Source organism: Pseudoduganella sp. R-32 (assembly GCF_049913245.1).
Classification (GTDB): domain Bacteria; phylum Pseudomonadota; class Gammaproteobacteria; order Burkholderiales; family Burkholderiaceae_D; genus Rugamonas.
The window spans coordinates 4838068-4863544 of the sequence record NZ_CP183987.1 but is presented as its reverse complement, the minus strand read 5'-3'; the positions used below and the strand labels follow the sequence as shown (position 1 = coordinate 4863544).

Here is a 25477-nt window from a genome sequence, read left to right as displayed (position 1 = left end):
ATCTCAACAGCAACGAAAATTGCGTTGCAAGCTGAAACTGACTGGAGATGGACATGACCGCAAACGACATGATGGCTGAAATCCGCGATGCGAACCTGAGCTACCTGATGCTGGCGCAGCAGATGATCCGCGCCGACAAAGTCACCGCGATCTTCCGCCTGGGCATTTCCGCCGACATCGCCGACCTGATCGAAGGCATGAGCAATGCCCAGATCCTGAAGCTGGCTGGCGGCAACATGATGCTGGCTCGCTTCCGCTTCGACGACAGCGCCATTCTCGGCATGCTGACCAACTACAACAAGGACCGTTCCCTGGCCCAGTCCCACGCCGCCATCCTGATGGCCGGCCAGGCTGTTGAAGAAATCGCTTAAGGAGCGACGCCATGAGCAAGAAGAGTGTGGTGACCGAAGCGCAGGAAATCCAGCTGGCCATCGAGCTGATCAACCTGGGGGCCCGCCTGCAACTGCTGGAAACCGAAGTGTCGCTGTCGCGCGAACGCCTGCTCAAACTGTACAAGGAGCTGAAGGGCGTGTCGCCGCCGAAGGGCATGCTGCCTTTCTCGACCGACTGGTTCCTGACCTGGCAGCCGAACATCCACTCGTCGCTGTTCATGAACATCCATAACTTCCTGGTCGAGCACGCGGGCGCCACCGGCATCCATGCCGTGATGAAGGCTTACCAGCTCTACCTGGAGCAGATGCCGCCGGCTGCCGGCGAAGAGCCGCTGCTCTCGCTGACCCGCGCCTGGACCCTGGTCAAGTTCGCAGGCAGCAATATGCTGCAGCTCAAGCCCTGCACTTGCTGCAAAGGCAAGTTCGTAGTCGACGCCATGGACCTGAACCGCGACTATAAGTGCGGCCTGTGCCATATGCCTTCGCGTGCCGGCAAGACCCGCAAGGCCAAGGATGCTGCCGAAGCGGTCGCTGCTTGATTGGGATGGTGTCAGACCCCGTGGGTCTGACAACGGGTTGCCGGTTTAGGTTTCGGTGCATACGCACGCACAACCGGTAAACCAGTGCCTGACCCGCAGGGTCAGGCACTGCAGTGCCAACGATGCTGGCCCGGGTATACTCCTGCAATGAATTTTAGAGTTCCAGCCTTCCAGGCGCTGCTGGTCCAGGCCGGCGCGCTGCTGCCGTGCGCCGCGCTGGCGGTTGCCCTTGATGCGCTCGGCCATGGGTTGACCTTGCTGCAAGCCGCGCTGCTGCAAGGTTTGCTGGCTGCCGGCATCAGCTGGAAGATCGGGCTGGCGCGCTGGTGGCTGCTGATCCAGCTATTGTTTCCCATCGCTTTATTGGCCGGGCTGGCATTGCATCTGCCGCCGTGGCTGGCCGCTGCCGCCTTCCTGGTCCTGCTGGGCTGGTACTGGTCCACTTACCGCACCCAGGTCCCTTACTATCCATCGAATCCGGCAGTGTGGCGCGCCGTGCTGGCTGAGCTGCCGCAGGGCAGGGTGCTGCGCATGATCGATATCGGTAGCGGCCTCGGCGGCTTCGCCTTGCACCTGGCCGTTGCGCGGCCCGAATCGGAAGTTGTGGGAATTGAACTGGCGCCGGTGCCGTGGCTGGTGTCGCGTTTGCGGGCCGCGTTGTCCGGCAGCCGCGCGCGCTTCGTGCGTGGCGACTATGAACAGTTAAACTTTGCAAAATACGACCTGGTGTTCGCTTACCTGTCACCGGCCGCCATGCCGGCCTTGTGGCGCAAGGCCCAGCGGGAGATGCGGGCCGGTAGTTTGCTTGCCAGTTATGAATTTGAAATTCCAGCTGCAAACGGCATCAAGACCATTCGCACCACAGAGGGTGGTCCGCTCCTTTATATAAGAGCATTTTAGAGGCAGTTTTCCTTGCCGCAAAGGCGTCTTCACGTTATTGTAGTTCCACTGTGGAATATTATTGCTTTTAACTAGCTATCGGGGAGTTCGCGCGCTTGTTAGTCATTGTCGGTTACCTCATCGTCCTTGGCTCCGTTTTTGGTGGTTTCGCGCTGTCCGGCGGCCATCTGGCGGCCCTGTTCCAACCTCTGGAACTGCTGATGATTGGCGGCGCTGCTGCGGGCGCTTTCTTTGTTGGCAATAACGGCAAGTCCATCAAGGCTACGCTGGCCGCGCTGCCGACGCTGTTCAAGGGTTCGCGCTATACCAAGGACTTGTACATGGAGCTGATGTCGCTCCTGTTCGACGTGCTGTCCAAGGTGCGCAAGGAAGGCCTGATGTCGATTGAAGGCGATATCGACAAGCCGGAAGACAGCCCGCTGTTCAGCAAATATCCGGCGGTGCTGGAAGACCACCATATCATCGAGTTCATGACCGACTATCTGCGCCTGATGGTGTCGGGGAATATGGATGCTTTCCAGATCGAGAACCTGATGGACAACGAGATCGACACCCACCACCAGGAGGGCCATGTGCCGGCCCATTGCATCGCCAAGCTGGGCGACGGCCTGCCGGCATTCGGTATCGTGGCGGCGGTGATGGGCGTGGTGCACACAATGGAATCGGTGGGCATCCCGCCGTCCGAACTGGGCATGCTGATCGCGCACGCACTGGTCGGTACCTTCCTCGGTATCTTGCTGGCCTACGGTTTCGTCGGGCCGCTGGCCAGCCTGCTGGAGCAGAAGCTGGAAGAATCGACCAAGATGTTCCAGTGCGTGAAGGTCACGCTGCTGGCCAGCCTGAATGGTTATGCCCCGGCCCTGGCTGTGGAATTTGGCCGCAAGGTACTGTACTCTACCGAGCGCCCAAGCTTCTCCGAGCTGGAAGAACATATCAAGAAATCGAAGTCGAAGTAATGGAAGCGAGGACCTGCCATGGCTGAAGAAGGCCTGCGGCCCATTGTCGTCAAGAAGATCAAGAAAGGCGGTGGCGGCCACCACGGCGGCGCCTGGAAGATCGCTTACGCCGACTTCGTGACGGCGATGATGGCGTTCTTCCTGCTGATGTGGCTGCTCGGCTCGACGACCAAGGGCGACCTGAACGGTATTTCCGAATACTTCAAGACGCCGCTGAAGGTCGCGATGCAGGGCGGCTCGGGCAGCGGCGACAGTTCCTCGGTGATCCAGGGCGGCGGCTCGGACCTGTCGCGCCGTACCGGCCAGGTCAAGATGACCGACGATCCGGCCCAGAGCAAGACTTACAACCTGGATGCCGCCAAGAAGGCGCTCGAGGCGGAAGAGCGCTCGCGCCTGCAGGCCTTGCGCGCGCGTATCGAAATGACCATCGATACCAACGCCGAGCTCAAGAAGTTCAAAGAGCAACTCTTGCTGGACTTCACCAGCGAAGGCTTGCGCATCCAGATCGTCGACTTGCAGAACCGCCCCATGTTCAATGCCGGCAAGGCCGACTTGCAGCCGTATGCGCGCGAGATCCTGGAAGCCATCGCGCCGGCCCTGAACGACGTGCCGAACAAGATCGGCCTGTCCGGCCACACCGACTCCACGCCGTATTTCACCGAAACGGGGTACAGTAACTGGGAACTGTCGGCCGATCGTGCCAATGCTTCGCGCCGCGCGCTGCTGCATGGCGGACTGGCCGACAATAAGATCCTGCGCGTGGTGGGGCTGGCCAGCGCCGCCCACCTGGACCGCGCCGATCCTTTCAACCCGATCAATCGCCGCATCAGCATCATTGTGATGAACAAGAGGACCGAGGAGAATGTGCTGCGTGACGGCGGCAAATTGCAAGTCGGCCTCGATACGGAAGCTACGCAAGCCGCAGCGGCAGCGGCACCGGCAGCGGCAGCGCCGGCGGGGAAGAAATAGGGGCTTTATGACAAGAAAGAAAATCCTTGGCTCGCATGTGAAACGGCTGCTGTCCGGCGTGTCGGACCATGGCCGGCGCCACCTGACCGAAGTCGAGACCGACCTGCTGCAGACCAACCTGCTGCTGGAGGAGGCGATCGACAAGCTGACGCGCAACTTCATGGCGATCCATGAGGCGGTGAGCGCACAGCAGGCGACCATCGAGCTGCTGCTGCAAGGCGGCGATCCTTCGGCGGAAGACAAGGCGCGCCTGAAGGAAATGAACGAACAGGTAAGCGGCTACGTCAATGCAGCCATTACCAGCATGCAGTTCCAGGACATGACCAGCCAGCTGATCGACCGCACCCTGAAGCGTGTCACCGGCTTGCGCGAATTCCTTGGAACGCTGGGTGCGCACGGCGCCGAAGTGGTGCCGGAATCGGGCAGCGACGAGATCGTGGACCTGCTTAGCAAGGTCAGCATGGCGCTGGCGATCCAGAGCCTGGAGCTGCGCAGCGTGCTGCGCAAGGCGGTCAGCCAGAAGCACCTGGAAAGCGGCGACATCGAACTGTTCTGAATATAGATACGAATACAAAAATTTAACCAAGTGAGAAAAAAAGATGGCTAAAACAATTCTTGCAGTCGACGACTCCTCCTCGCTGCGCCAGATGGTGGCATTCAGCCTGAAGGCAGCGGGCTACCAGGTGGTGGAAGCAGTCGACGGACAGGATGGCCTGGAAAAGGCCAAGCTGCAAACCGTGGACCTGGTGCTGACCGACCAGAACATGCCGCGCATGGATGGCCTGCAACTGATCAAGCTGCTGCGCGAGCAGCCGTCCTATGCCAAGGTTCCCATCCTGATGCTGACCACCGAATCGTCCGACGAAATGAAGGCCAAGGGCCGCGCCGCCGGCGCGAATGGCTGGCTGGTCAAGCCTTTCGACCCGCAACGCTTGATTGAGGTAGTGAAGAAGGTCATTGGCTAATTAAGGGGTGTGGCATGACCATCGATATTAGCCAGTTCTACCAGGTCTTCTTCGATGAAGCGGAAGAACTGCTGGCTGAAATGGAGCGTCTGCTGCTGGGCGTGGACGTCGAGTCGCCCAGCGAAGAGGACTTGAACGCGATTTTCCGTACCGCGCACTCGGTGAAGGGCGGCGCGTCGACGTTCGGCGTGACCGACATGACCGAAGTCACGCACGTGCTGGAGACGCTGCTGGACCGCATCCGCAAGGGCGAGATGGCCTTGACGTCGACCCACGTCGACGCCTTCCTGGCCGCCAAGGACATCCTGAAGATGCAGCTGGACGGCCACCGCCTCGGCACGGCTGTCGACCAGGAAGCCGTGGGCGACGTGCGCATGATGCTGCAGGAGCTGGCGCAGGACGTGCACATCGAGGCGATGGCGCCGGTGGCGCCGGCCTTCAATGCGCAGGAATCGCAGGCGGTGGACCATAGCGGCGGCAAGCGCTTCCGCCTTGAACTGCCGCCGATGGTGCACCGGGAAGTGGAGGCGCTGGCAGCCGAACTTGGCCTGATGGGCCATGTGGAGCTGACGCCGCTCGATGCCGAGCGCCATGCCATGATCGTCACCACCCACGAATCGCTGGACGATATTGTCGCCATCTGCTCCTTCGTGATCGATGCCGACCAGATGAAGGTCAGCGAGCTGCCGGCCCTGAGCCCGACCCAGTCGGCGCGCGAGCAGGCCGAACGCGAACGCAAGGAGGCGGAGCAGGGCTACGGTTTCTTCGACCCGCTGCCGGCTGCAGGCGCCGCCGCGCCGTCGGCCGAAGGCGAAGGCTATGGCTTCTTCCAGCCGCTCGATGAAATCCGCTCCAACGCCTCCGGCGCCGCCGACGACGCGCGCGGCTATGGCTTCTTCCAGCCGCTGGAAGTGATCCGCGCCCAGGCCGGCATCAAGGACGCCCCGGCCGAAGCGGCCAAGCCGAGCGAAGAACAGGAAAAGAAAGCCGCCCGTAAGGAAGCGGAAAAGCAGGCCCACGCGCCGGCCGGCGGCGAATCGTCCTCGATCCGCGTGTCGGTGGAAAAGGTCGACCAGCTGATCAACCTGGTCGGCGAACTGGTGATCACGCAAGCGATGATCGAGCAGCGCGCCGGCTCGCTGGATCCGGTGCTGCATGAAAAACTGATGAGCGGCATTTCCCAGCTCACCCGCAACACGCGCGACCTGCAGGAATCGGTGATGTCGATCCGCATGATGCCGATGGACTTCGTGTTCTCGCGCTTCCCGCGCATGGTGCGCGACCTGGCCACCAAGCTTGGCAAGAAAGTGGAATTCGTCACCAGCGGCGCCGCCACGGAACTGGACAAGGGCCTGATCGAACGCATCGTCGACCCGCTGACCCACCTGGTGCGCAACTCGATCGACCACGGCATTGAAATGCCGGACGTGCGCAAGGCGGCCGGCAAGTCCGAGACGGGACGCCTGTTCCTGTCCGCCTCGCACCAGGGCGGCAGCATCATCATTGAAGTGTCGGACGATGGCGGCGGTTTGAACCGCGATAAGATCCTGGCAAAAGCCCGCCAGAACGGCTTGCCGCTGTCCGATAACATGAGCGACGCCGACGTGTGGCAGCTGATCTTCGCGCCGGGCTTCTCGACCGCAGAAACCGTGACCGACGTGTCGGGCCGCGGCGTCGGCATGGACGTGGTCAAGCGCAATATCACCGCCATGGGCGGTACCGTCGACATCCGCTCGGCCAAGGGCTTCGGCACCACCATCTCGATTTCCCTGCCGCTGACGCTGGCCATCCTGGACGGCATGCTGATCCAGACAGGCGACGAGGTGTACATCCTGCCGCTCGGCTTCGTGCTCGAATCGCTGCAGCCGGCGCCGGAAGACGTGAAGGAAATCAGCGGCAAGGGCCGCGTCATCAAGGTGCGCGGCGAATACCTGCCCCTGATCCCGCTGTACCAGATTTTCGACATTGCACCGCGCTTTACCGATCCGACCCAGGGCATCCTGGTGATCGTGGAAACCGAAGGCAAGAAAGCCTGCCTGTTCGTGGACGAACTGGTGGGGCAGCAGCAGGTCGTGGTCAAGAACCTGGAATCGAATTACCGCAAGGTGACCGGAATTTCCGGTGCCACCATCCTCGGCGACGGAGGCGTGTCGCTGATCCTGGACGTGACGGCGCTGGTCCGTTCGTCGCGCCAGCTGGTTGACGAATCAAACTTTGTGAAGGAAGAACCATGAACGACGCAGCAAGCGCCGGTACAGCCGTCCAGGAGTTCCTGGCTTTCAAGCTGGGCTCCGAAGAATACGGCATCGATATCCTGAAAGTGCAGGAGATCCGCGGCTACGAAGCGGTGACCCGCATCGCCAATGCGCCCGAGTTCATCAAGGGCGTGATCAACCTGCGCGGCATCATCATTCCGGTGGTGGACATGCGCATCAAATTCAAGCTGGGCGAGCCTGTGTACGACCAGTTCACCGTGGTCATCATCCTGAACATCAATGGCCGCGTGGTAGGCATGGTGGTCGATTCGGTATCGGACGTGACGTCGCTGACGGAAGAACAGATCAAGCCTGCGCCGGACATGGGCACCGCCTTCAGCTCGGAATACATGATCGGCCTGGGCACTATCGACGAGCGCATGCTGATCCTGGTCGACATCCAGCGCCTGATGTCCAGCCCTGAAATGGGCTTGAGCGAAAAGCTCGCGGCGTAAAGCATAAAAATACAGATCCAAAAGGACACGAGGGGAGAGAGAAAAATGAATGTGCGCGAATACAAGATAGGGACACGGCTTGGTTTCGGTTTCGGGATCATTTTGCTGATCCTGGTGGGCACCGTGCTGCTGACCAATGTGCTGAACTACCGTAACAAGTCGGCCCTGATGACGGGCCTGGACCTGGCCGGCGCCAAGGAATCGCAGGCGCAGTCGATGAAGAGCGCGATGCTGGAAACCGGCATCGCCATGCGCAATATCGGCCTGCAGTCGGACGTCAGCCTGATGCAGAAGGAAGAGGAGAAGGTCAAGGCCAACCGCGCCCGCTACGATGCGGCGCGCACCAAGCTGCAAAGCCTGGGCCTGAACGACGCCGAGAAGAAGGTGGTGAACGACATCTCCGCCTTGCAGACCGACGTCGACGCAGCCTTCAAGGAAGCCATGGGCCAGATCATGGCCTTCAACGCCGAAGGCGCGGCGAAAGTGATTGCCGGCCGCATCGACCCGCTGCAGCAGCAGACCCTGGCCTCGCTGAACAAGCTGGTGGACCTGCAGCAGGCGGCGGTTGCCGACTTCAAGGAAAGCTCCAACAAGGCCGACCGCAACCTGACGATGTGGATGGTGGTGCTGGCGGCGGTGGCCGTTGGCGTGGGCATCCTGTGCGCACTGGTGATTACCAAGTCCATTACCCGTCCGCTGTCGGGCGCGGTGGAAGTGGCGCAGAAGGTGGCCGCCGGCGAACTGACTTCGCAAGTGACGGTGGAAGGCAAGGATGAAACCTCGGAACTGCTGCAGGCGCTGAAGGACATGAACGAAAGCCTGGCCAAGACGGTTGGCCAGGTGCGCGCTTCGACCGAAACCATCACAACCGCCTCGCAGGAAATCGCGACCGGCAATGCCGACCTGTCGGCCCGCACCGAATCGCAGGCCTCCTCGCTGGAGGAAACCGCGGCATCGATGGAAAACCTGACTTCCACCGTGAAGCAGAACGCCGACAATGCACGCCAGGCCAACCAGCTGGCGGTGTCGGCATCGTCGGTGGCGGAGAAGGGCGGCCAGGTGGTGTCGCAGGTGGTCGACACCATGGGCTCGATCAAGCAATCGTCGACCAAGATCGTGGACATCATCGGCGTGATCGACGGCATTGCGTTCCAGACCAATATCCTGGCGCTGAACGCCGCCGTGGAAGCGGCGCGCGCCGGCGAACAGGGCCGCGGCTTTGCCGTGGTGGCATCGGAAGTGCGCAACCTGGCGCAACGCTCGGCCGCGGCAGCCAAGGAAATCAAGGCCCTGATCGACGACTCGGTCGACAAGGTCGACGCGGGCGGCCGCCTGGTCGATGAAGCCGGCCAGACCATGGGCCTGATCGTGACCTCGATCAAGCAGGTGGCCGACATCATGGGCGAGATCACCGCCGCCACCCTGGAGCAGAGCCACGGCATCGAGGAAGTCAATGCCGCCATCGGCCAGATGGACGAAATGACGCAGCAGAATGCCGCGCTGGTGGAAGAAGCGGCCGCCGCCGCCGAATCGATGCAGGACCAGGCCAACAACCTGGCGCAGGCGGTGTCGATCTTCAAGCTGGCAGGCGACGAATTCGCCAAGCGCGCGGCCGCGGCGCCGCGCAAGGCCAAGCCGGCGGCGCCGCCACGCAGCACGGCGGTCGTGCCGGCCGCCCCGGCCGCGCAGGCGCCGAAGAAGAAACTTGCTGCGGCCGCCCCATCCGGCGACGACTGGGAAGAGTTTTAATGTCCATGTAACCGCGGAGAACAGCAAAAATGGCGCTGACCAAAGAGACCGTGAAAGAGTTTGATTTCAACGGCAAGGATTTTGAACGGGTCCGCGCAATGATCTACAAGCGGGCCGGCATTGCGCTGGCCGACTCCAAGCAGGAGATGGTGTACAGCCGCCTGGCGCGGCGCTTGCGCGCCACCGGCATCAACAGTTTCGTGCGCTACCTAGACGACCTGGAAGCAGGTCGCCTGGGCAACGGCGAGTGGGAAGCGTTCACCAATGCGCTGACCACCAACCTGACGTCGTTCTTCCGCGAAGCGCACCACTTCCCCCTGCTGGCCGAGCACGTGAAGGCCAAGCGCGGGGAGACGATCAATATCTGGTGCTCCGCCAGCTCCACCGGCGAAGAACCGTATTCGATTGCCATCACCTGCTGCGAAGCGTTCAATACGCTGACGCCGCCGGTGCACATCCTGGCCACCGATATCGACACCAACGTGCTGGCCACGGCCGCCAACGGCGTCTATCCGATGGAACGCATCGACAAGCTGTCGCCCGAGCAGCAGCGCCGTTTTTTCCTGAAAGGGCGCGGCGCCAACGAAGGCATGGCGCGCGTGCGCCAGGAACTGCGCTCGCTGATCACCTACCGGCAAGTCAACCTGCTGGACGAAAAATGGGATATCCGTCCCGGTTTCGACGTGATTTTCTGCCGCAACGTGATGATTTACTTCGACAAGGCGACCCAGCGCAAGATCCTGTCGCGCTTTGTTCCCTTGATGAAGCCGGATGCGCTGCTGTTTGCCGGCCACTCCGAGAACTTCCTTTACGTGTCGGACGCTTTGAAGTTGCGCGGCAAGACTGTCTACGAGCTCGATGAGCGCAAGAGGGCATGACATGGATAAAGAACAATTCGCGACCAATGTCTATTACGACAGGACCTTCGACTGCGACGCGGCCAAGATCCTGCCGGGCGAGTACTACTACACCAACAAGGACATGCTGATCGTGACCGTGCTCGGCTCCTGCGTGTCGGCCTGCATCCGCGACCGCCTGACGGGCCTGGGCGGCATGAACCACTTCATGCTGCCGGATGGCGGCGCCGACCAGAGCAGCCCGGTGTCGGCCTCGGCCCGCTATGGCACGTATGCGATGGAAGTGCTGATCAACGACTTGCTCAAGTCCGGCGCCCGGCGCGACAATCTGGAAGCCAAAGTGTTCGGCGGCGGCGCCGTGCTGAAAGGCTTCACCGCGATCAATGTCGGCGAACGCAATGCCGCCTTCGTGCAGAACTTCCTGAAGAACGAGAAGATCCGCATCGTGGCCGAGGACCTGCTGGACATCTACCCGCGCAAGGTGTACTTCTTCCCCAAGACTGGCAAGGTGCTGGTCAAGAAACTGATGCAAACCCATAACGACACCCTGGCGCAGCGTGAGAACGATTACGCCAACCGCCTCAAGTCGAAACCGGTGGCGGGCGAGGTCGAGCTGTTCTGAGAGATATAAAAATGAACAAGATCAAAGTCCTGATTTGCGACGACTCGGCGCTGATCCGCAGTGTGATGAGCGAGATCATCAAGGGCCAGCCGGACATGGAAGTGGTGGGCGTGGCGCCCGATCCGCTGGTGGCGCGCGAGCTGATCAAGCAGACCAACCCGGACGTGCTGACGCTGGACGTCGAAATGCCGAAGATGGACGGCCTCGACTTCCTCGAGCGCCTGATGCGCCTGCGCCCGATGCCGGTGGTGATGGTCTCCTCGCTGACCGAACGCGGCTCCGAAATCACCTTGCGCGCGCTGGAACTGGGCGCCGTGGATTTCGTCACCAAGCCCAAGATCTCGATCCAGTCCGGCATGCGCGAATACGCCGACCTGATCTCCGAGAAGATTCGCGCCGCCTCCAAGGCCCGGGTACGCGCCCGCACCCTGCCGGCCGCCGGGACGGCAGGCGAGGGCGGCACGCCGCTGCCGCAACTACGGAACCCACTGATGTCTTCGGAAAAACTGATCATTGTCGGCGCATCGACCGGCGGCACGGAAGCCATCCGCGAGTTCCTGATGCAGATGCCGTCGGACTGCCCGGGCATCCTGATCACCCAGCACATGCCGGAAGGCTTCACCAAATCGTTTGCCAAGCGCCTCGATTCGCTGTGCAAGATCTCCGTGATGGAAGCGCAGGGCAACGAGCGCGTACTGCCGGGCCATGCCTACATCGCGCCCGGCCACTCGCACCTGCTGCTGACCCGCTCCGGCGCCAATTACATGACCAGGCTGGACCAGGGTGAGCCGGTCAACCGCCATCGCCCTTCGGTCGACGTACTGTTCCGCTCGGCGGCCCAGAATGCGGGCAAGAACGCGGTCGGCGTGATCCTGACGGGCATGGGCAAGGACGGCGCGGCAGGCATGCTGGAGATGAAGAACGCCGGAGCGTATAATTTCGCGCAGGACGAAGCTAGCTGCGTGGTGTTCGGCATGCCGCGCGAAGCGATTGCCGTTGGTGCAACGCACGAAGTCGGAGCCTTGCAGGCGCTGCCCGGCATGGTATTGGGTTATCTTGCGCAGCATGGCTCGCGTGCATTGCGCGTTTGACACGTGATTGACAGTTTTGGGGTAGTTAGTTCGCCTTGGAGCAACGAAAATGCTATCCTACAACTTGCTGGGTACACCACTTTAATTAATAACCGCGTAAGTAGAAACAACGGAGCAATTCATGGCTGATCCAAAGATGAAATTTTTGGTTGTTGACGATTTCTCCACGATGCGTCGCATCGTGCGAAATCTCTTGAAGGAACTGGGTTATGCCAACGTGGACGAGGCAGAAGACGGCGTGATGGCGCTGGCTAAACTGCGCGCGGAGCAATTCGACTTCGTGGTGTCCGACTGGAATATGCCGAACATGGATGGCCTGACCATGCTGCAGAACATCCGTGCCGACCCCGCATTGGCCAAGCTGCCGGTGCTGATGGTGACCGCCGAAGCCAAAAAGGAAAACATCATCGCGGCTGCGCAGGCAGGCGCCAACGGCTACGTGGTGAAGCCATTCACCGCCGCCACCCTGGATGAAAAGCTGAACAAGATTTTCGAAAAGCTCGGCGCTTGATCGCAGCTTTACAAGTAATGCGCGGCGGCGGCCCTGGCCGTCGCCGTTCCCTCCTGAGTCAAGCATAAGACCACGTATGCATCAGACACATTTCCTGGTTCGTGAACCCCTGCTCGATCCCGAGCAGCGCGTGGTCGGCTACGAACTTACATGGCAGCAGGAAGCTGCTGCCCATGTCCCCACCCTGGAAGAGCTCGAAGGCCTGGTCGGCTTCGTCGCCAGCCAGGTGAACCACCCTGAACACGGCTGGCTGCTCAAGCAGAAAACCCTGTTCCTGCAGGCTGTGCCCGGCATGCTGTCGACCGATTCGATGTTCGACCTGCCGCCCGAGCACACCGTGCTGTCGCTGAAAACTTCCGAACTGGCCAATCCGACCACGCTGGCTGCGGTGCAGGGCTTGCGTGCCGGCGGCGTCGGCATCCTGCTGCGCGAAGCCGACCTGGCGCGCGTGGGCAGCCGCCTGGGCACCATTTGTTCGTACGTCGAAGTACGCTTTACCGGGGCCGATGTGGCCGCGCAGGCGCGCGCCTATTCGCTGCTGAAGACATCCAGTATCCGCATGGTGGGCCGTCCGGTCACCACCTGGGCCGATTTCGACGCCTGCGCCGCCCTCGGGCTGGACGCCTTTGTCGGCAAGCTGCACCTGACGCCGCGTCCGGGCAGCGAAGGGCAGGGGCTGAATCCCTCGCAAACCATTATCCTGCAGCTGATGCAGATGGTGAACGCCAATGCCGACGTGGCGCAGCTGGAAAGCGTGTTGAAGCGCGATGCTGCCCTGTCGTACAAGCTGCTGAAGTACATCAACTCGGCCGGCTTCGGCGCCGGGCGTGAAGTGCAGTCGCTGAAACAGGCCATCCAGCTGCTGGGCTACCAGCCGATGTACCGCTGGCTGACCCTGCTGCTGGCAACCGCTTCCACCTCCGGCTTCTCGCCGGTGCTGCTGGAAACTGCCGTGGTGCGCGGCCGCCTGGCTGAATTGCTGGGCCAGAAAGCGCTGGGCAAGGCCGATGCGGAGAATATCTTCGTGGCCGGCATGTTCTCGCTGCTGGACCGCCTGCTGGGCATCCCGATGAAGGATGTGCTGCAAGAGATCCAGTTGAATGACGAAGTGGTGAAGGCGCTGCTCACGCGCGGCGGCAAATACGGCCCGTTCCTGGCGTTGGCCGAGGCCTGCGAACTGAATTCGAACCTGGTCAGCTCGCTGGCCGATTCGCTGTCCCTGTCGCCGGAAGACGTCAACAAGGCCCACCTGTCGGCCCTGGCCTGGACCCAGAACGTCACCACCTGATCATCCCGGCGCCCGCTGGCGGGCGCGTCCCTCGATACGATCCATGCAACGAGGGGCAAGCTGTTGCTTGCCCCTCGTTGTCTTGCTTGCTACCTGTTTGTGCTTATTTGGCCAGGCGGTAGCGCTGTTCGCGGTAGAGCAGCGAAGGTGCGATCACGTGCGCCATTGCCTGCTCGAATTGGGCTTGCGTCGGCCTGGTCTCGTTCAGCTGCAACTCGCCTTTGGCAAAGTCGTAACGGCCAATCAGCGGCTCCTGGCTCGGACGCAGGATGGTCGCGGTATCGCCTTCGAGCCAGGTGAAGTAATTATCGAACTGCATGATCGCGCGGCCCGGCGTGGTGCTGTCCTTGACGAAGTCGCGCCCGATCATCGGGTGGGTGCTCGAGACGCCGATCATCGACAGCAGGGTAGGGCCCAGGTCGATCTGGCTGGCCAGGGTGGTGATGCGCTTTGGCGCCACGTCCGCGCCCAGGATCAGGCCCGGGATGTGGAACTTCTTGATCGGCATCAGGCTGTTGCCGTACACGCGGTTGTCATGGTCGGCCACGATCAGGAACACCGTATCTTTCCAGTAGTCCTGCTTCTTCGCCTCCGCAATGAATTTGCCCAGTGCGTAGTCGGCGTATTTGACGGCGTTGTTGACGGTTTGCTTGGCCGGGTCGTGCAGCTCGATCTTCCCATCCGGGAATTCAAATGGCTCGTGGTTGGAGGAGCTGAAGATCAGGCTGAAGAACGGCTTGTTCTGCGCGTGCAGGTGCTTGAGCCGCTCCAGTGATTTGTCGAACAGGTCTTCATCGGATGCGCCCCAGCTGCCGACGAACTTGGGCTGCATTTCGCTGCGGTCCACCACGTTCTGGAAGCCGTTGCCGGTGAAGAAGCTGCGCATATTGTCGAAGTGCGCTTCGCCGCCATACACGAATTCGGTGTGGTAGCCCTGCTTGCCCAGGCCCAGCGCCAGGGTATAGAAGTTCTGCTGCGCCAGCGAGAGCTTGACGACGCTGCGCGCCGGCGTCGGCGCATAGCCCGCGACCACCGCCTCGATGCCGCGCACGGAACGGGTGCCGGTGGCGTACAGCTGCTCGAACCACCAGCCTTCATTCTTCAGTTTTTCCAACTCCGGCGTGACGGGCAGGCCGCCCAGCGATTGCACGAAGGTGGCGCCCAGGCTTTCCTCCAGCACGATCACCAGGTTGAGCGGCTTGGCGCGCTGGATGGCGGCTTGCTGCGCATGCAGGGTGGGCAGCTCCGGCTGCGTGAACTGGTAGTCGTGCAGCCATGGTGCGGACGTCACGATCGGGAAGACCTTCTCGCGCGGGAATTTGCCGTAGATTTCCGATGAGTTGGCTTCCTTGCGCATCGAGGTGATCGCATCGATCACCGACCACGGCGAGTTGATGATCAGCGAGTTCACCATGGCGTCGCCGGTCAGCGCGAACGTGGCCGGATTGGCGGGGCGGTGCTCCGTGGTGGAGCGGATCTGGAAGCCCACCAGCAGCACCAGCAGCGGCCAGGTCAGCAGCACCAGCTTGGGCGACCACATTCCGGTGCCGGCGGAAGCCGACTTCAGCATGCGGAATACCAGCACGGTCAGCAGGGCGGTACCGCCGATGCCAAGAATGACCGCCAGGCGGAAGCCGTTCCACAGGGTGGCGGCGACTTCCTTTGGATAGGACAGGTATTCGATGAACAGGCGGTTGGGCCTGAAATCGTACTGCATGATGAACTGCGGCGTGGACAGTTCCATGAAGATGATGAACAGCAGCGCCAGGCTGGCCCAGGTGACGCTGAACAGCTGCCACGCGCGCGCCGAATAGCGCTGGGCCAGGAAGGGCGCCAGCACGACTGGCAGCGCCAGCAGGTAGCCGAGCAGGATCAGGTCGGCGCGCACGCCTTGCACCAGGATTTCGCCCAGGATGCCGGTGGCGCTGACGCGCTCCCACTGCCAGGCCACCAGGCCAATGCGCGACAGCGACAGGATCACCAGGCCGGCGAACACCATCTGCACCAGGGTGGCGTAAGGACCTGCCCATTGGGTCAGGCGCGCGAGGCGGGCTGCAGTCCGGTTCATATTCTTAGCCCATCATGGCGCCGGCGCCGGCGCTGAGCAGCCAGGCGGTCAGCAGCAGGAATACCATCACGCAGCTGAACAGCTTGTCCACCAGGCGCGCTTCCGCGGTCTGCTGGAACACTGCAGACTGGTTGTAGCCGAAGCCGAGGAAGTAGGCGGCAAAGATGGTGGACATGTAGTGCACGGCGCCGAACAGTTCGCCCAGTTCGCCCTTGCGCGGATGGTCGATCAGCACATGCGACAGGGCCACCAGCACCAGGTAAACCAGGGAGACCGGCAGCGGCGGCAGGTACACGCCGAATTTTTCCACGAAGTTGCGCACGGCAGGGCGGGTGCGTGCCAGCAGCGGCAGGATCACGTTATGGGTCAGGCCGGCCAGCAGGATCATCTTCAGCATGATGGTCTTGTGGATGCTGCCGCTTTTGCCGATGGCCAGGTTATGCAGGTTGGTTTCGCCCTGGCGGTTGTTGTGGGCGAAGAACTCGGAAGACTGAACGTGCAGGATGCGCTGGAACCAGCTGATCTCTTCCATTGCCGCGGCCGCCACCAGCAGGCCCAGGCCAAGCATGCCGAGGGTGGCCAGGTCAAAGCCGCTGCGTTTCCAGCGTTCGACGCCGGCAAATACCAGCAGGCCCGCAGTCATGGCGAAGCACAGGAACTGCAGCCATTCGACGATGCCGTCTTCAGTCAGTACGCGCATCAGTTGTTCCGGCGATCCCTTTACCGACACAGCCAGTATCAGTGCGAAAAGATTGATGGCGATGCCGGTCAACAGGACCGGATGCGAATACCATTTACGATTTACCACTGAACTACTCCTTCATTGATTTTGTCTGATGCAGAATTGCGTTCCCGCTTGCGCCAGGCCCGCATCGCGAGCGTCAGCACGGCCCAGATCCACAGCATGGGATCGAGCAGCGCATCCCACAGGTTCCCGGTGGGCAGGCGCAACAAGGTGAAAAGGGCGAGGGCGCCCAACGCAGCAAAGGCTTGCGGACGCGAACGGCCCTGGATGATCCAGGCCACGCAGAGCGCCATTGCAGCCAGCGCACACAGTGGTGCCGCGCGCGGGCCGAAGCCCCAGAAATACATGCCGAGCGAGACCAGGCCCAGCGCGTCGAGATAGAGGATTGTACCAAGGAGCGCGATGACGCTGGCGAGAACAGGCGGCAAGACGCCCTGGGCCGGGGCTGGCCACCAGGGGTGGGCCAGCCGCATCAGGCAAAGACCAGCCAGCAAGCCGCTCGGCCACTGCAGCGCAAGGGCAATCCAGTAAGCGGGCGATAACTGCCCGGGCAGCAGCGTCAGGATCACCATGCAGCCCAGGAGCAGGGCCGAGGCGCGGCGCGACAGCTGGCGGGAAGCGGGGATCAACGCAGCAACCAGGGCTGCGAGCACGATCCCCCAAGCCAGCTTGCCATAAGCGTTCTGCAGGAGCAGGTCGGGAAGGGTCATTCAGAACCCCCATCGAAATCCAGCTCGATCACATGGTGGGCAATTGCTTCGCGGCGCGAGGTGTAGGTGATGTGCAGTTCATCGCCGACCTGGTGCAGGTCGGGATAGGAAAACTCTTCCCCGGCGCTGCCGTGGGCAATGTCGGTCACCTGAGTCCAATGGCGGCCGTCCTTCGTGGTCGACAGGCGCAGCACATTGCGGTCGGAGCCACCGGGCAGCACGTGGTTATGCAACAGGGCGATACTGCCGTTGCTAAGGCGCAGCGCGCTGAGGGAGGTGCTCTGGTTCGGCAGCGACAGCGCAGGCAGGTCGTCCCAGCTGACGCCGCCGTCGCTGCTGCGCGCATGCTGCACCCGCTGCTCGCGGCTCGCATCGCGCATCCAGGCGTGCACTTCGGACGAGGAGAAGGGAACAATGGTTGGCTGCAGCGTCGTGATGCGGCTGCCGATGCGCGAAATCCAGCGCGGGTCGCCGTTTGAGTCAAAGGCCAGCATCAGCGGGTATTTGATGCCCATCTCGAAATAGGCAGGCAGCAGCCAGCCGCCGTCGGCCAGGCCGACCGGTGTCGTGCGGACCAGCATGCTGGTATTGAACAGTGGCGACATCGGCAGCACGCGCTTGACCGTGAAGCTCTTGCCCAGGTCATCGGACACCATCTGGACCACACGCGATGCGGCCCATCCGCCAAGGCCAGTAGCCACCACAAACAGGTTGATATGCCCTTCCGGCGAGGCCCAGGCCACCGGATTGCCGACGCGGCGCACGCCGTAGCCGAGGGCGGCCGAGAGGGACTCGCGGCTCGCCACTTCCCACGGCTGGGCCCATGTATGGCCGTTCCAGTGCGAAGCATAGACCTTCACGTCCGGCCCGCTTTCGCGGCTGCCGGCCCACCAGAAGGCAGCCATGCGGCCGCCGGGCAGTGGCGTCATCGCGCTGGAATGCGCCATCGGCGCGTTGGGCGGGGTGGGAAGCAGTGTGGCGCTGCGGGGAATGAAGCTGACATTGCCGTGCTGGGGCGGCGCGACCAGCATGGCCGGGTTGGCAGGGCGTGCATTGAACCAGCGCCTCGCCTCGACGCCGGCGGCAATGACCAGGATGGCGACGCACAACACCTTTGCATAAAGGGATGCGTTGCTGCTTCGGTCGTGGCTGCTGTCGCCCGTGGTAATGGCGCTAGCGCCCAACCGGAATTCCATCCTGTTCTTTCCTATTACTGAAGTTCAGTCTGCAAGTGAAAATTCACAAGTGGAGCATCGTACAATAAAGCAAGCTATTGTGGGAATTTTCTGATAGGGGTGGGTGAAGTCGCTAGGCGGCCAGTTGCGTCAAATCAACATTCAAAGTCATTAAGCGGAAATATTGTCTGCGTAGCATCAAGAACAGGCTAGCTTTGAGGGGGGCCATGTTCTTCATCCGTTACTGCTGGACCTTGCCACTCAAGGTGCAAATGGCAATTGGCATCGCGCTGCTTGCGGCGCTGGCATCGGCCCATGGCAGCAATGCCCAGGCCGATGAGTTTGCAGCACTGCATCAGGCGCGCTGCATGCAGCAGCCTGGTTTGCCTGCGGCCGAACTATGCGCGCTGCGCACAGTCCAGCTCGCTTCGCAATTGCACGGGGTGGAATTCGGCGACCAGGTCGCCGAAGCCTTGCGCTGACCGGCGGTGCTGGTTCAGATTTCGAGGTTGTCGATCAGGCGGGTGGTGCCGAGTTTGGCTGCGGCAAGCACCACCAGCTTTTCGCCTTGCGCCAGGTCGCCGGCGTTTGGCGGCTGCAAGTCGTTGCGCTTGCGGATCGAGATGTAGTCAGGCTTCCAGCCGCGCGCTGCCAGTTCGTCCATCGCCTTGTGCTCCAGCTGGAATACGTCGAGGTGGCCGCCGCGTACTTCATCTGCCACCTGGTTCAGCGCGCGGTACAGCGCAGGCGCTTCGGCGCGTTCGTCGGCCGACAGGTACATATTGCGCGAGGACAGGGCCAGGCCGTCGTCGGCGCGGTAGGTCTCGGCAGCGACGATCTCGGTCGGCATGCCAAGCTGGCGTGCCATGTTACGGACGATCATGAGTTGCTGGTAGTCCTTCTTGCCGAACACAGCCACTTTTGGCTGCACGCAGGAGAACAGCTTGGTCACCACGGTGCACACGCCACCGAAGAAACCCGGGCGGAACTCGCCTTCCAGCGTATTGCCCAGGCCGTCCGGCGGCTGTACGCGGTACTCCTGCGGTTCCGGATACATATCCTTTTCGGTTGGCGCGAACAGCACGTACACGCCTTCCTTCTCCAGCTTTTCCACGTCGGCCTGGAAGGTGCGCGGATACTTGTCGAAGTCTTCGTTCGGGCCGAACTGCAGGCGGTTCACGAAAATGGAAGCCACCACCGGGTCGCCGTGCTTGCGCGCCAGGCGCATCAGCGACAGGTGGCCTTCATGCAGGTTGCCCATGGTTGGCACGAAAGCGGTACGTAACTGGCCACTCAGCTGGTCGCGCAGTTCTTCGATATTGGAGATGATTTTCATAGTTTTTTTCAGGCAGGCGAATAAGCAAGGCGCACGTAAATCGGTGCGAACGGCTCCGCCTGGGTAATTTCAATCAGGGTTTCCTTGGCCAGCTCCAGCATCGCCACGAAGTTCACCACCACCACCGGCGGCGGCGATTCCGGGTTGAACAACTCGGTAAATTCGATGAAGCGGCTCGATTGGAGCTTGCGCAGGATGGAGGTCATGTGCTCGCGCACCGATAGCTCTTCGCGGGTGATCTTGTGGTGCTGCTTCAGCGTGGCGCGCTTCATCAGCGTGCGCCAGGCGTCCTGCAAGTCGACCACGGCCACTTCCGGCCAGGTGGGCACCAGGCTTTGTTCGATGAAGATCTGGGTGCGCACGAAGTCGCGGCCGACCTGGGGCAGGGTGTTCAGGTCGTAGGCGGCCAGCTTGATCTGTTCGTATTCGAGCAGGCGGCGCACCAGTTCCGCACGCGGGTCTTCCGCCTCCACGTCGAGGTCGTGCTGGCGCTGCGGTAGCAGCATGCGCGACTTGATCTCGATCAGCATGGCCGCCATCAGCAGGTATTCGGCGGCCAGCTCCAGGTTCGACTTGCGGATTTCCTCCACGTAGCTCAGGTATTGCAGCGTTACCTGGGCCATCGGGATGTCGAGGATGTTGAAGTTCTGCTTGCGGATCAGGTACAGCAGCAAGTCCAGCGGGCCTTCAAACGCTTCGAGGATGACTTCCAGCGCATCGGGCGGGATGTAGAGGTCGTTCGGCAGTTTGAGCACCGGCTCGCCGTACAGGCGTGCAAATGCGGCGCCTTCGGCTTCCGCCGGGGCGCTCGCGTCGGGTGGCGCGTCGTCCGCGCCGCTGCCTGGTCCGCCTGCATCAGGCGGCAAATCCGCGGCGACGGCCAGTTCTGCCTGTTCGGCCTGTTCGTCCACCGCGTCTTTTGGCGACATGCTGTGTGCCGTCCCGGCTCTTATACCTTGTTCTGGTACACGTAAGCCTGTTGCTTGACGGTCGAAGCCTTGTTACGGGCCTGTTCGTCCAGCGAAGTCATTGGCTTGTCCCACAGGATGGCGCGGCCGGCTTGCTGGCCAGCTTCCATTTGCGGGTTCTTGGCCTTCAGGTCCTTGATGAACAAGGTATGGTCGGACTCGTATTTGTGATTCTGCTTGAGGAATTTCATATTGTGAAAATAACTGGGTTCAGCAACGGACATTTTACCGTCTTTTCTCGTCAGAAACGATGCCGGATGCCAGCTACGTAGGTATTTCCCTTGCTAGCGTTGCTAATCTTGTCGTACATCAGCACCGCATACAGGTCGGTGCGCGGCGAAACGTTGTAATCGTAGCCGGCGGCGCCGGTGTCGCGGTGGAATTCCGGCACGACTTTGGCTTTCTCCGTCAGGCGTGACCAGGCCACCATCCAGCGTCCCGCGCCGCCATGGGTTGGGATGGTGAAGCCGGCGTGCACCGAATGGGCGTCGCGTTCGCTGACCTTGGCCTGGTGGTCGGAATAGGAAGCGAACAGCTTGATTGCCTTGAAGTCATAGGAAGCCGCGGCCAGGTAGGTCCGTTGTTCCGGCACTGCAGCGCTCAGGCCTGGTCCAAAGCGCACGTTCACTGCACCCACCGTCACAGCCAGTTCCTTGCCGGCATGTTTGGCGACTGCCGCCCAGTTGTTGTTATGGGCACCGGGCTGTTCGCCAAGCGAGTACTGGGCGACGAACGTAGTGTCATATACCGGGTTGGAAGCATATTGGATCGAGTTGCTCCAGCCGGTATCGCCCAGGGTCGCGTTGCCGCCGACCGCGGTATAAATCTGGTTGATCAGCGGCGAAAAGCGGGTCGAGGGCCCGAACGGGTTGATCTGGCCGGCGGCGACAAACAGGGGGTTGGCAATGCGCCCCAGGCGCACCAGGCCAAAATCGCCGGCCAGGCCGACGTTGGCATTACGTGCAAATATTGCCTCGCCGGGGAAGCGGCCTGCCTCGCCTGTATCGCCGCGGAAGAAGCCTTCGATCTGGAACTGGGCTTTCAGGCCGCCGCCCAGCGCTTCCGTGCCGGAAAAGCCGTAATAGGAGGTGATCATGCCGCCGCTGTTGACCGCGTTCACGGCCTGCGGCGCGCTGGCAGTCGCGGTGCGGCCGGCGAAGGCGTCGACCACGCCGTAGATCGTGACCTGGGTTTGCGCCGAAGCGGCGAAGGGAAGGATGAGGGTGATGGCTGGGAGCAGTCGTTTCATGGATACCTTCTTAATATTGTTGTTTAGGCCTCGTGCTGCGCCCCCATTGTCACTGCTGCCCAGTCCGCCGACAAGTGAATCTTCCCCGGGCGTGGGCGCGGAACCACGCGCCGGTTTGCCAGCGCACAGACTTGCAACTGTGCGCAAGCGACAGTGACGGCTCGATTCGGCAAAGGAGACCGCCATGACCCAGAGCAAACAACTCAGCAAACAGAACCGCCAAGCGGTGCAGAACGTCGAGTCCGACCAGACGGGCAACAAGAACACCGCCAAGCGCAACACGAAGAACGAGCAGTCCCGCACCAAGGCCGGTAGCGACGAGGGCGCGGGTGGCGGGGCAAAACAGAAGGCCAAGCGCGGTTAGTTCAGAAATAGCGTATCCTTGCGGGCACAATGAAACCCCGCACAGCGATACTCCTGACCATACCGCCACTGCTTTGGGCAGGGAATGCGATCGTCGGGCGCCTGGTGGCACACGACGTGCCGCCGATCCTGCTCAACTTCCTGCGCTGGGCAATTGCGTTTATCTTGCTGCTGCCATTCGCCGGGCCGATTTTCCGCCGCGGCAGTGGCCTCTGGGCCAACTGGCGGCGCTTCACGTGGCTGGGCTTGCTCGGCATCGGGCTCTACAACGCGCTTCAATACCTCGCCCTGCAAAGTTCCACGCCAATCAATGTGACACTGGTGGCGTCAGGCATGCCGGTCTGGATGATGCTGACCGGCTGGCTGTTTTTCGGTGCTGGCGTCTCGCGGCGCCCGGTCGCCGGTGCTGTGTTGTCCATTGCCGGGGTGTTATTGGTATTGGCGCGCGGCGAATGGACCCATTTAATGGAGTTGCGCCTGGTGGCCGGCGATATATTCATGATCCTGGCAACGATTGCATGGTCCTTATATAGCTGGCTGCTAACCCGCACTACGGGACCTGCTGATATTCGCGGGCATTGGGCGAGTTTCCTGCTGGCGCAAGTGGCATTTGGCGCGGCTTGGTCTGGATTATTTGCCGCCGGCGAGGCTGTCATTTCCGCGGCTGTTATTCACTGGAGCTGGCCTTTATTCGCCGCGCTGCTGTATGTCGCAATCGGGCCGGCGATTATCGCTTTTCGGTGCTGGGGCGCCGGCGTTCAACAGGCTGGACCGGCAGTCGCGGCATTCTTTGTCAACCTGACGCCATTATTTACTGCATTGCTGTCGTCCTTGATTCTCGGGGAAGCGCCGAAAATTTATCACGCCATCGCATTTATCCTGATTATCGGCGGGATTATTGTTTCCTCCGGCCGTGCGCCAGCCCGGCGTTGAATCTGATAATTTCAAATTTTCCGCCGGAGGTTGCCATGCGTATCCTCGCTCCTGCCGCGCTGGTCGCGGCACTCCTCGTTTCCGCCTGCCAGAAGCCGCCGCCCAAGCCGCCCAAGCCCATAGCAGCGCTGGAAGTCGGGGGCGGCCAGTTATTGGCGCAATCAAGCCAATAATTGGCGTATATCAGAAATCGATGCTGGCCGAAACGGTTGCTGTGCGCGGCGCGCCGGCAACCAGGTAGCCGGCGCCGGGATAACCGCCCGCCGATGCCCAGTAATGATGGTCGAAGGCATTATCAAGGCGGACACGGAAGGTCACGTCTCGGTCGGCAATACGGGTTGTGTAATTCAGGCCCAGGTCAATGCGGTTCCACGACGGTAATTGCTGCTGGTTGGCGCCATCGGCAAATTGCTTGGACGTATAAACCGCCCGTGCATTGAATGTCAGGCCAGGCACTGCATTCAAATCCCATTCGCCGCCGATATTCAGCTGGGTTTTCGGTACCCCAATGACGTCCTTGCCCTGGTTAACGGCGCCGGCGGTGCGGCGCTGTTCGGCATCCAGCAGGGTCAGGCCGCCCAGCAGGCGCACGCCGCGCATCGGATTGCCGAATACCGATAATTCCAGGCCGCGATTGCGCTGTTCACCGAAAACGCCGAAATGGCGGTTTTCGACATAAGCCGACGGCATGCCGGTGGAAAATACCGCGGCGCTGAATCCCAGCGAACCGGTATCGAATTTCACGCCCAGTTCCTTCTGCCGCGACGTGTAGGGTGCGAAAGTTTCGCCGACATTATCGATGTCGGTGCCTGAGGCGACCGGGCCCTGCTGCAAGCCTTCGATGTAGTTGGCGTAGAGCGACATCCCTTTGGCCGGTTTGAAAACAATGCCGGCCATCGGCGAGACGGCGCTTGCGTCGTAGGCCGCATTTTCGGCGCCTGTGTTGTAGTCGTAGCCAAACACCTTCATCGACTGGTGGCGGATACCTGCGGTCAGCAGCCATCGGCCCTGGTCAAGCGACATGGTGTCGGCAAGGGCGTAGCTGGACAGGATGCTCTTGCTGGTGACCAGCGGCTCATCCATTTTGCCGCCAGTGAAGAAATTGGCGGCTGGCGCTGCCACGTCCACCGGGCGGTAAATATTGGTCGCAAACCCGGGGAAGAAGTTGCTCATTGCGTAAGCGTTCTTCGACTCCTGCCAATAGCCGGATAAAGTCGCGCTCAGGCTGTGGCTGATGGCGCCGGTTTGCAGCTTGCCGCGCAGGCCGGCCTCGCCCGTGCGCACGCTGTCTTTGCGGGCATTGTCGAAACGGTACATGGTGGCGCTGCCGTCGCTGGCGCTGACTGTCGGCGAAGCGAGGATATTGAATTCCTTGCCGCTGCGGACACCCAAGGCGGCCCAGGCCACGGCGTCTTTGGCCAGGTCGATTTCGCCGCGCAGGGTGCCGAAGGTGTCGCGCTCTTCCGAAGTGGTCCAGTTTTGCGCAAAATTGGACGAGGCATCGGGAGCGACCGGCAGGGCAATGCCGGGCGCCACGGTCACACTTGGACGTGCCCCGGTCAATTCGTGCGATTGGTGGCCGATGTCTGCCGACAGGCGATAGCCATTGCCACGATAGTCCAGGCCCGCTGACAGCACGCTCAGCTCGCGGCCCTCGCGGTCGATCGCAGTGCCGCCATCGCGGCGTACGGCATTGATGCGCAGGCCGGTGCGCTGCTCGGGCCCGAAGCGGCGCCCCAGGTCCAGTGCTGCATAGCCCTGGCCTCCAGATTCGGCGCCAATCGTCAGTGATGTCAAGTCGCGGTTGCCGGCGCGCTTGGGCAGCAGGTTGATGGTGCCGCCGATGCCGCCGCCGCCCGGTTGGGCGCCGTTGATGAAAGTGTTCGCGCCACGGAAGACTTCCACGCGCTCCAACAACTCGGAGGCGACAAACTGGCGCGGCAGCATGCCGTACAGGCCGTTATATGCCAGGTCGTCAGAATTGACGGCGAAGCCGCGGATCACGTACAGCTCCTGGTAATTGCCGAAGCCGCGCGCCACCCGCACGGACGGATCGTTCTGCAGCACGTCGGCCACCGACCGTGCCTGCTGGTCCTGGATCAGGGCCTGGGTGTAGTTGGTGGTATTGAACGGCGTGTCCATCATGTCCATGTTGCCCAGCAGGCCGAGGCGGCCGCCGCGAGCGACCTGGCCGCCGGCATACGCCTTGGGCAGGCCTTCGGCCGAGGCGTCGGCGGAGGCGCTGACGACCACGGTCTGCATGTCCTCGGCGGTTGCTGGACTGCTTGCCAGGATGGCGGCTGCGAAGGCGAGGGGAGTGAGTTTGTACATGGAAGACTAGCCAAAATTAGTTGCTGAATGTAATATCTTGGACGAAATGC

General features: G+C 61.8%; 28 protein-coding genes. 19 read left to right on the top strand and 9 right to left on the bottom strand.

Annotated features, from left to right (window positions below):
- The first annotated feature begins 53 nt into the window (after positions 1–53).
- From flhD to ACN9MU_RS21975, 15 genes are all read left to right on the top strand, one after another.
- A complete protein-coding gene (gene flhD, locus ACN9MU_RS22045; protein WP_055936061.1) occupies positions 54–371 on the top strand; it encodes a flagellar transcriptional regulator FlhD in 318 nt (105 codons plus the stop codon).
- 11 nt (positions 372–382) lie between these two features.
- Positions 383–931, top strand: a complete 549-nt coding sequence (gene flhC, locus ACN9MU_RS22040) for a flagellar transcriptional regulator FlhC (RefSeq protein ID WP_426162562.1) — start codon at positions 383–385, stop codon at positions 929–931.
- 147 nt (positions 932–1078) lie between these two features.
- Complete coding sequence (locus ACN9MU_RS22035) at positions 1079–1831, top strand: class I SAM-dependent methyltransferase (RefSeq protein WP_426343462.1); 753 nt, start codon at positions 1079–1081, stop codon at positions 1829–1831.
- A gap of 95 nt (positions 1832–1926) precedes the next feature.
- Positions 1927–2787, top strand: coding sequence for a flagellar motor stator protein MotA (gene motA / locus ACN9MU_RS22030; protein ID WP_055936071.1), 861 nt, complete (start codon positions 1927–1929; stop codon positions 2785–2787).
- A gap of 18 nt (positions 2788–2805) precedes the next feature.
- The gene (gene motB / locus ACN9MU_RS22025) at positions 2806–3756 is read left to right on the top strand and encodes a flagellar motor protein MotB (RefSeq protein WP_426162560.1); all 951 of its coding nucleotides are present in this window, start codon (positions 2806–2808) and stop codon (positions 3754–3756) included.
- Between the two features lie 7 nt (positions 3757–3763).
- Complete coding sequence (locus tag ACN9MU_RS22020; protein WP_130311381.1) at positions 3764–4312, top strand: chemotaxis protein; 549 nt, start codon at positions 3764–3766, stop codon at positions 4310–4312.
- A gap of 43 nt (positions 4313–4355) precedes the next feature.
- Positions 4356–4721 carry a response regulator gene (locus tag ACN9MU_RS22015; RefSeq protein WP_055936079.1) on the top strand — a complete coding sequence of 122 codons (366 nt, stop codon included), beginning with the start codon at positions 4356–4358 and terminating at the stop codon, positions 4719–4721.
- Positions 4722–4735: 14 nt separating this feature from the next.
- Entirely contained in the window at positions 4736–6955 is a 2220-nt protein-coding gene (cheA, locus tag ACN9MU_RS22010) for a chemotaxis protein CheA (RefSeq protein WP_426336113.1), read from the top strand.
- Complete coding sequence (locus ACN9MU_RS22005) at positions 6952–7431, top strand: chemotaxis protein CheW (protein ID WP_426336112.1); 480 nt, start codon at positions 6952–6954, stop codon at positions 7429–7431. The genes cheA and ACN9MU_RS22005 overlap by 4 nt, the downstream gene beginning before the upstream one ends.
- 45 nt (positions 7432–7476) lie before the next feature.
- Positions 7477–9180: a methyl-accepting chemotaxis protein gene (locus ACN9MU_RS22000; RefSeq protein WP_426162557.1), complete on the top strand. Its 1704-nt coding sequence runs from the start codon at positions 7477–7479 to the stop codon at positions 9178–9180.
- A gap of 29 nt (positions 9181–9209) precedes the next feature.
- Positions 9210–10058, top strand: coding sequence for a CheR family methyltransferase (locus ACN9MU_RS21995; protein ID WP_426162556.1), 849 nt, complete (start codon positions 9210–9212; stop codon positions 10056–10058).
- Entirely contained in the window at positions 10039–10659 is a 621-nt protein-coding gene (gene cheD, locus ACN9MU_RS21990; RefSeq protein ID WP_426336111.1) for a chemoreceptor glutamine deamidase CheD, read from the top strand. Before ACN9MU_RS21995 ends, cheD begins: the two co-directional genes overlap by 20 nt.
- 11 nt (positions 10660–10670) lie before the next feature.
- Positions 10671–11750 (top strand): protein-glutamate methylesterase/protein-glutamine glutaminase, encoded by a 1080-nt coding sequence (locus tag ACN9MU_RS21985; RefSeq protein ID WP_426162554.1) that lies wholly within the window; start codon positions 10671–10673, stop codon positions 11748–11750.
- A gap of 121 nt (positions 11751–11871) precedes the next feature.
- Complete coding sequence (gene cheY, locus ACN9MU_RS21980) at positions 11872–12261, top strand: chemotaxis response regulator CheY (RefSeq protein ID WP_028104141.1); 390 nt, start codon at positions 11872–11874, stop codon at positions 12259–12261.
- Between the two features lie 76 nt (positions 12262–12337).
- Positions 12338–13549: an EAL and HDOD domain-containing protein gene (locus tag ACN9MU_RS21975; RefSeq protein ID WP_426162553.1), complete on the top strand. Its 1212-nt coding sequence runs from the start codon at positions 12338–12340 to the stop codon at positions 13547–13549.
- A gap of 103 nt (positions 13550–13652) precedes the next feature.
- On the opposite strand, the gene ACN9MU_RS21970 is transcribed toward ACN9MU_RS21975, so the two are convergent.
- From ACN9MU_RS21970 to ACN9MU_RS21955, 4 genes are read right to left on the bottom strand one after another with little or no spacing between them, the layout of a single operon-like run.
- Entirely contained in the window at positions 13653–15617 is a 1965-nt protein-coding gene (locus ACN9MU_RS21970; protein WP_426343461.1) for an LTA synthase family protein, read from the bottom strand.
- A gap of 4 nt (positions 15618–15621) precedes the next feature.
- The gene (locus ACN9MU_RS21965) at positions 15622–16425 is read right to left on the bottom strand and encodes a hypothetical protein (RefSeq protein ID WP_426343460.1); all 804 of its coding nucleotides are present in this window, start codon (positions 16423–16425) and stop codon (positions 15622–15624) included.
- Entirely contained in the window at positions 16419–17072 is a 654-nt protein-coding gene (locus ACN9MU_RS21960; protein ID WP_426343459.1) for a hypothetical protein, read from the bottom strand. The genes ACN9MU_RS21965 and ACN9MU_RS21960 overlap by 7 nt, the downstream gene beginning before the upstream one ends.
- Positions 17069–18268, bottom strand: coding sequence for an exo-alpha-sialidase (locus ACN9MU_RS21955; RefSeq protein ID WP_426162549.1), 1200 nt, complete (start codon positions 18266–18268; stop codon positions 17069–17071). The genes ACN9MU_RS21960 and ACN9MU_RS21955 overlap by 4 nt, the downstream gene beginning before the upstream one ends.
- A 206-nt stretch (positions 18269–18474) precedes the next feature.
- Between ACN9MU_RS21955 and ACN9MU_RS21950 the strand changes: the two genes are divergently transcribed.
- Positions 18475–18729 (top strand): hypothetical protein, encoded by a 255-nt coding sequence (locus ACN9MU_RS21950; protein WP_426343458.1) that lies wholly within the window; start codon positions 18475–18477, stop codon positions 18727–18729.
- A 14-nt stretch (positions 18730–18743) separates the two neighbouring features.
- Here the strand turns inward: ACN9MU_RS21950 and panC are convergent, their stop codons facing one another.
- The 4 genes from panC to ACN9MU_RS21930 are packed head-to-tail and all read right to left on the bottom strand — an operon-like array spanning position 18744 to position 21800.
- Positions 18744–19583, bottom strand: a complete 840-nt coding sequence (panC, locus tag ACN9MU_RS21945; protein WP_426162547.1) for a pantoate--beta-alanine ligase — start codon at positions 19581–19583, stop codon at positions 18744–18746.
- A gap of 8 nt (positions 19584–19591) precedes the next feature.
- Positions 19592–20512 (bottom strand): segregation and condensation protein A, encoded by a 921-nt coding sequence (locus tag ACN9MU_RS21940; RefSeq protein ID WP_426162546.1) that lies wholly within the window; start codon positions 20510–20512, stop codon positions 19592–19594.
- A 20-nt stretch (positions 20513–20532) separates the two neighbouring features.
- The gene (locus ACN9MU_RS21935) at positions 20533–20742 is read right to left on the bottom strand and encodes a DUF3460 family protein (RefSeq protein WP_426162545.1); all 210 of its coding nucleotides are present in this window, start codon (positions 20740–20742) and stop codon (positions 20533–20535) included.
- 50 nt (positions 20743–20792) lie between these two features.
- A complete protein-coding gene (locus ACN9MU_RS21930; RefSeq protein ID WP_426162544.1) occupies positions 20793–21800 on the bottom strand; it encodes a porin in 1008 nt (335 codons plus the stop codon).
- Positions 21801–21984: 184 nt separating this feature from the next.
- On the opposite strand from ACN9MU_RS21930, the gene ACN9MU_RS21925 reads away from it, so the two are divergent.
- Genes ACN9MU_RS21925 through ACN9MU_RS21915 form a run of 3 tightly spaced genes read left to right on the top strand, consistent with a single transcriptional unit; the run spans position 21985 to position 23269 of the window.
- Positions 21985–22164, top strand: coding sequence for a hypothetical protein (locus tag ACN9MU_RS21925; protein WP_426343457.1), 180 nt, complete (start codon positions 21985–21987; stop codon positions 22162–22164).
- A 29-nt stretch (positions 22165–22193) separates the two neighbouring features.
- On the top strand, positions 22194–23096 hold the full coding sequence (locus ACN9MU_RS21920) for a DMT family transporter (RefSeq protein ID WP_426318559.1): 903 nt from the start codon (positions 22194–22196) through the stop codon (positions 23094–23096).
- A gap of 35 nt (positions 23097–23131) precedes the next feature.
- Positions 23132–23269, top strand: a complete 138-nt coding sequence (locus tag ACN9MU_RS21915) for a hypothetical protein (protein ID WP_426162541.1) — start codon at positions 23132–23134, stop codon at positions 23267–23269.
- 10 nt (positions 23270–23279) lie between these two features.
- On the opposite strand, the gene ACN9MU_RS21910 is transcribed toward ACN9MU_RS21915, so the two are convergent.
- A complete protein-coding gene (locus ACN9MU_RS21910; protein ID WP_426336110.1) occupies positions 23280–25427 on the bottom strand; it encodes a TonB-dependent receptor in 2148 nt (715 codons plus the stop codon).
- Positions 25428–25477: the final 50 nt, after the last annotated feature.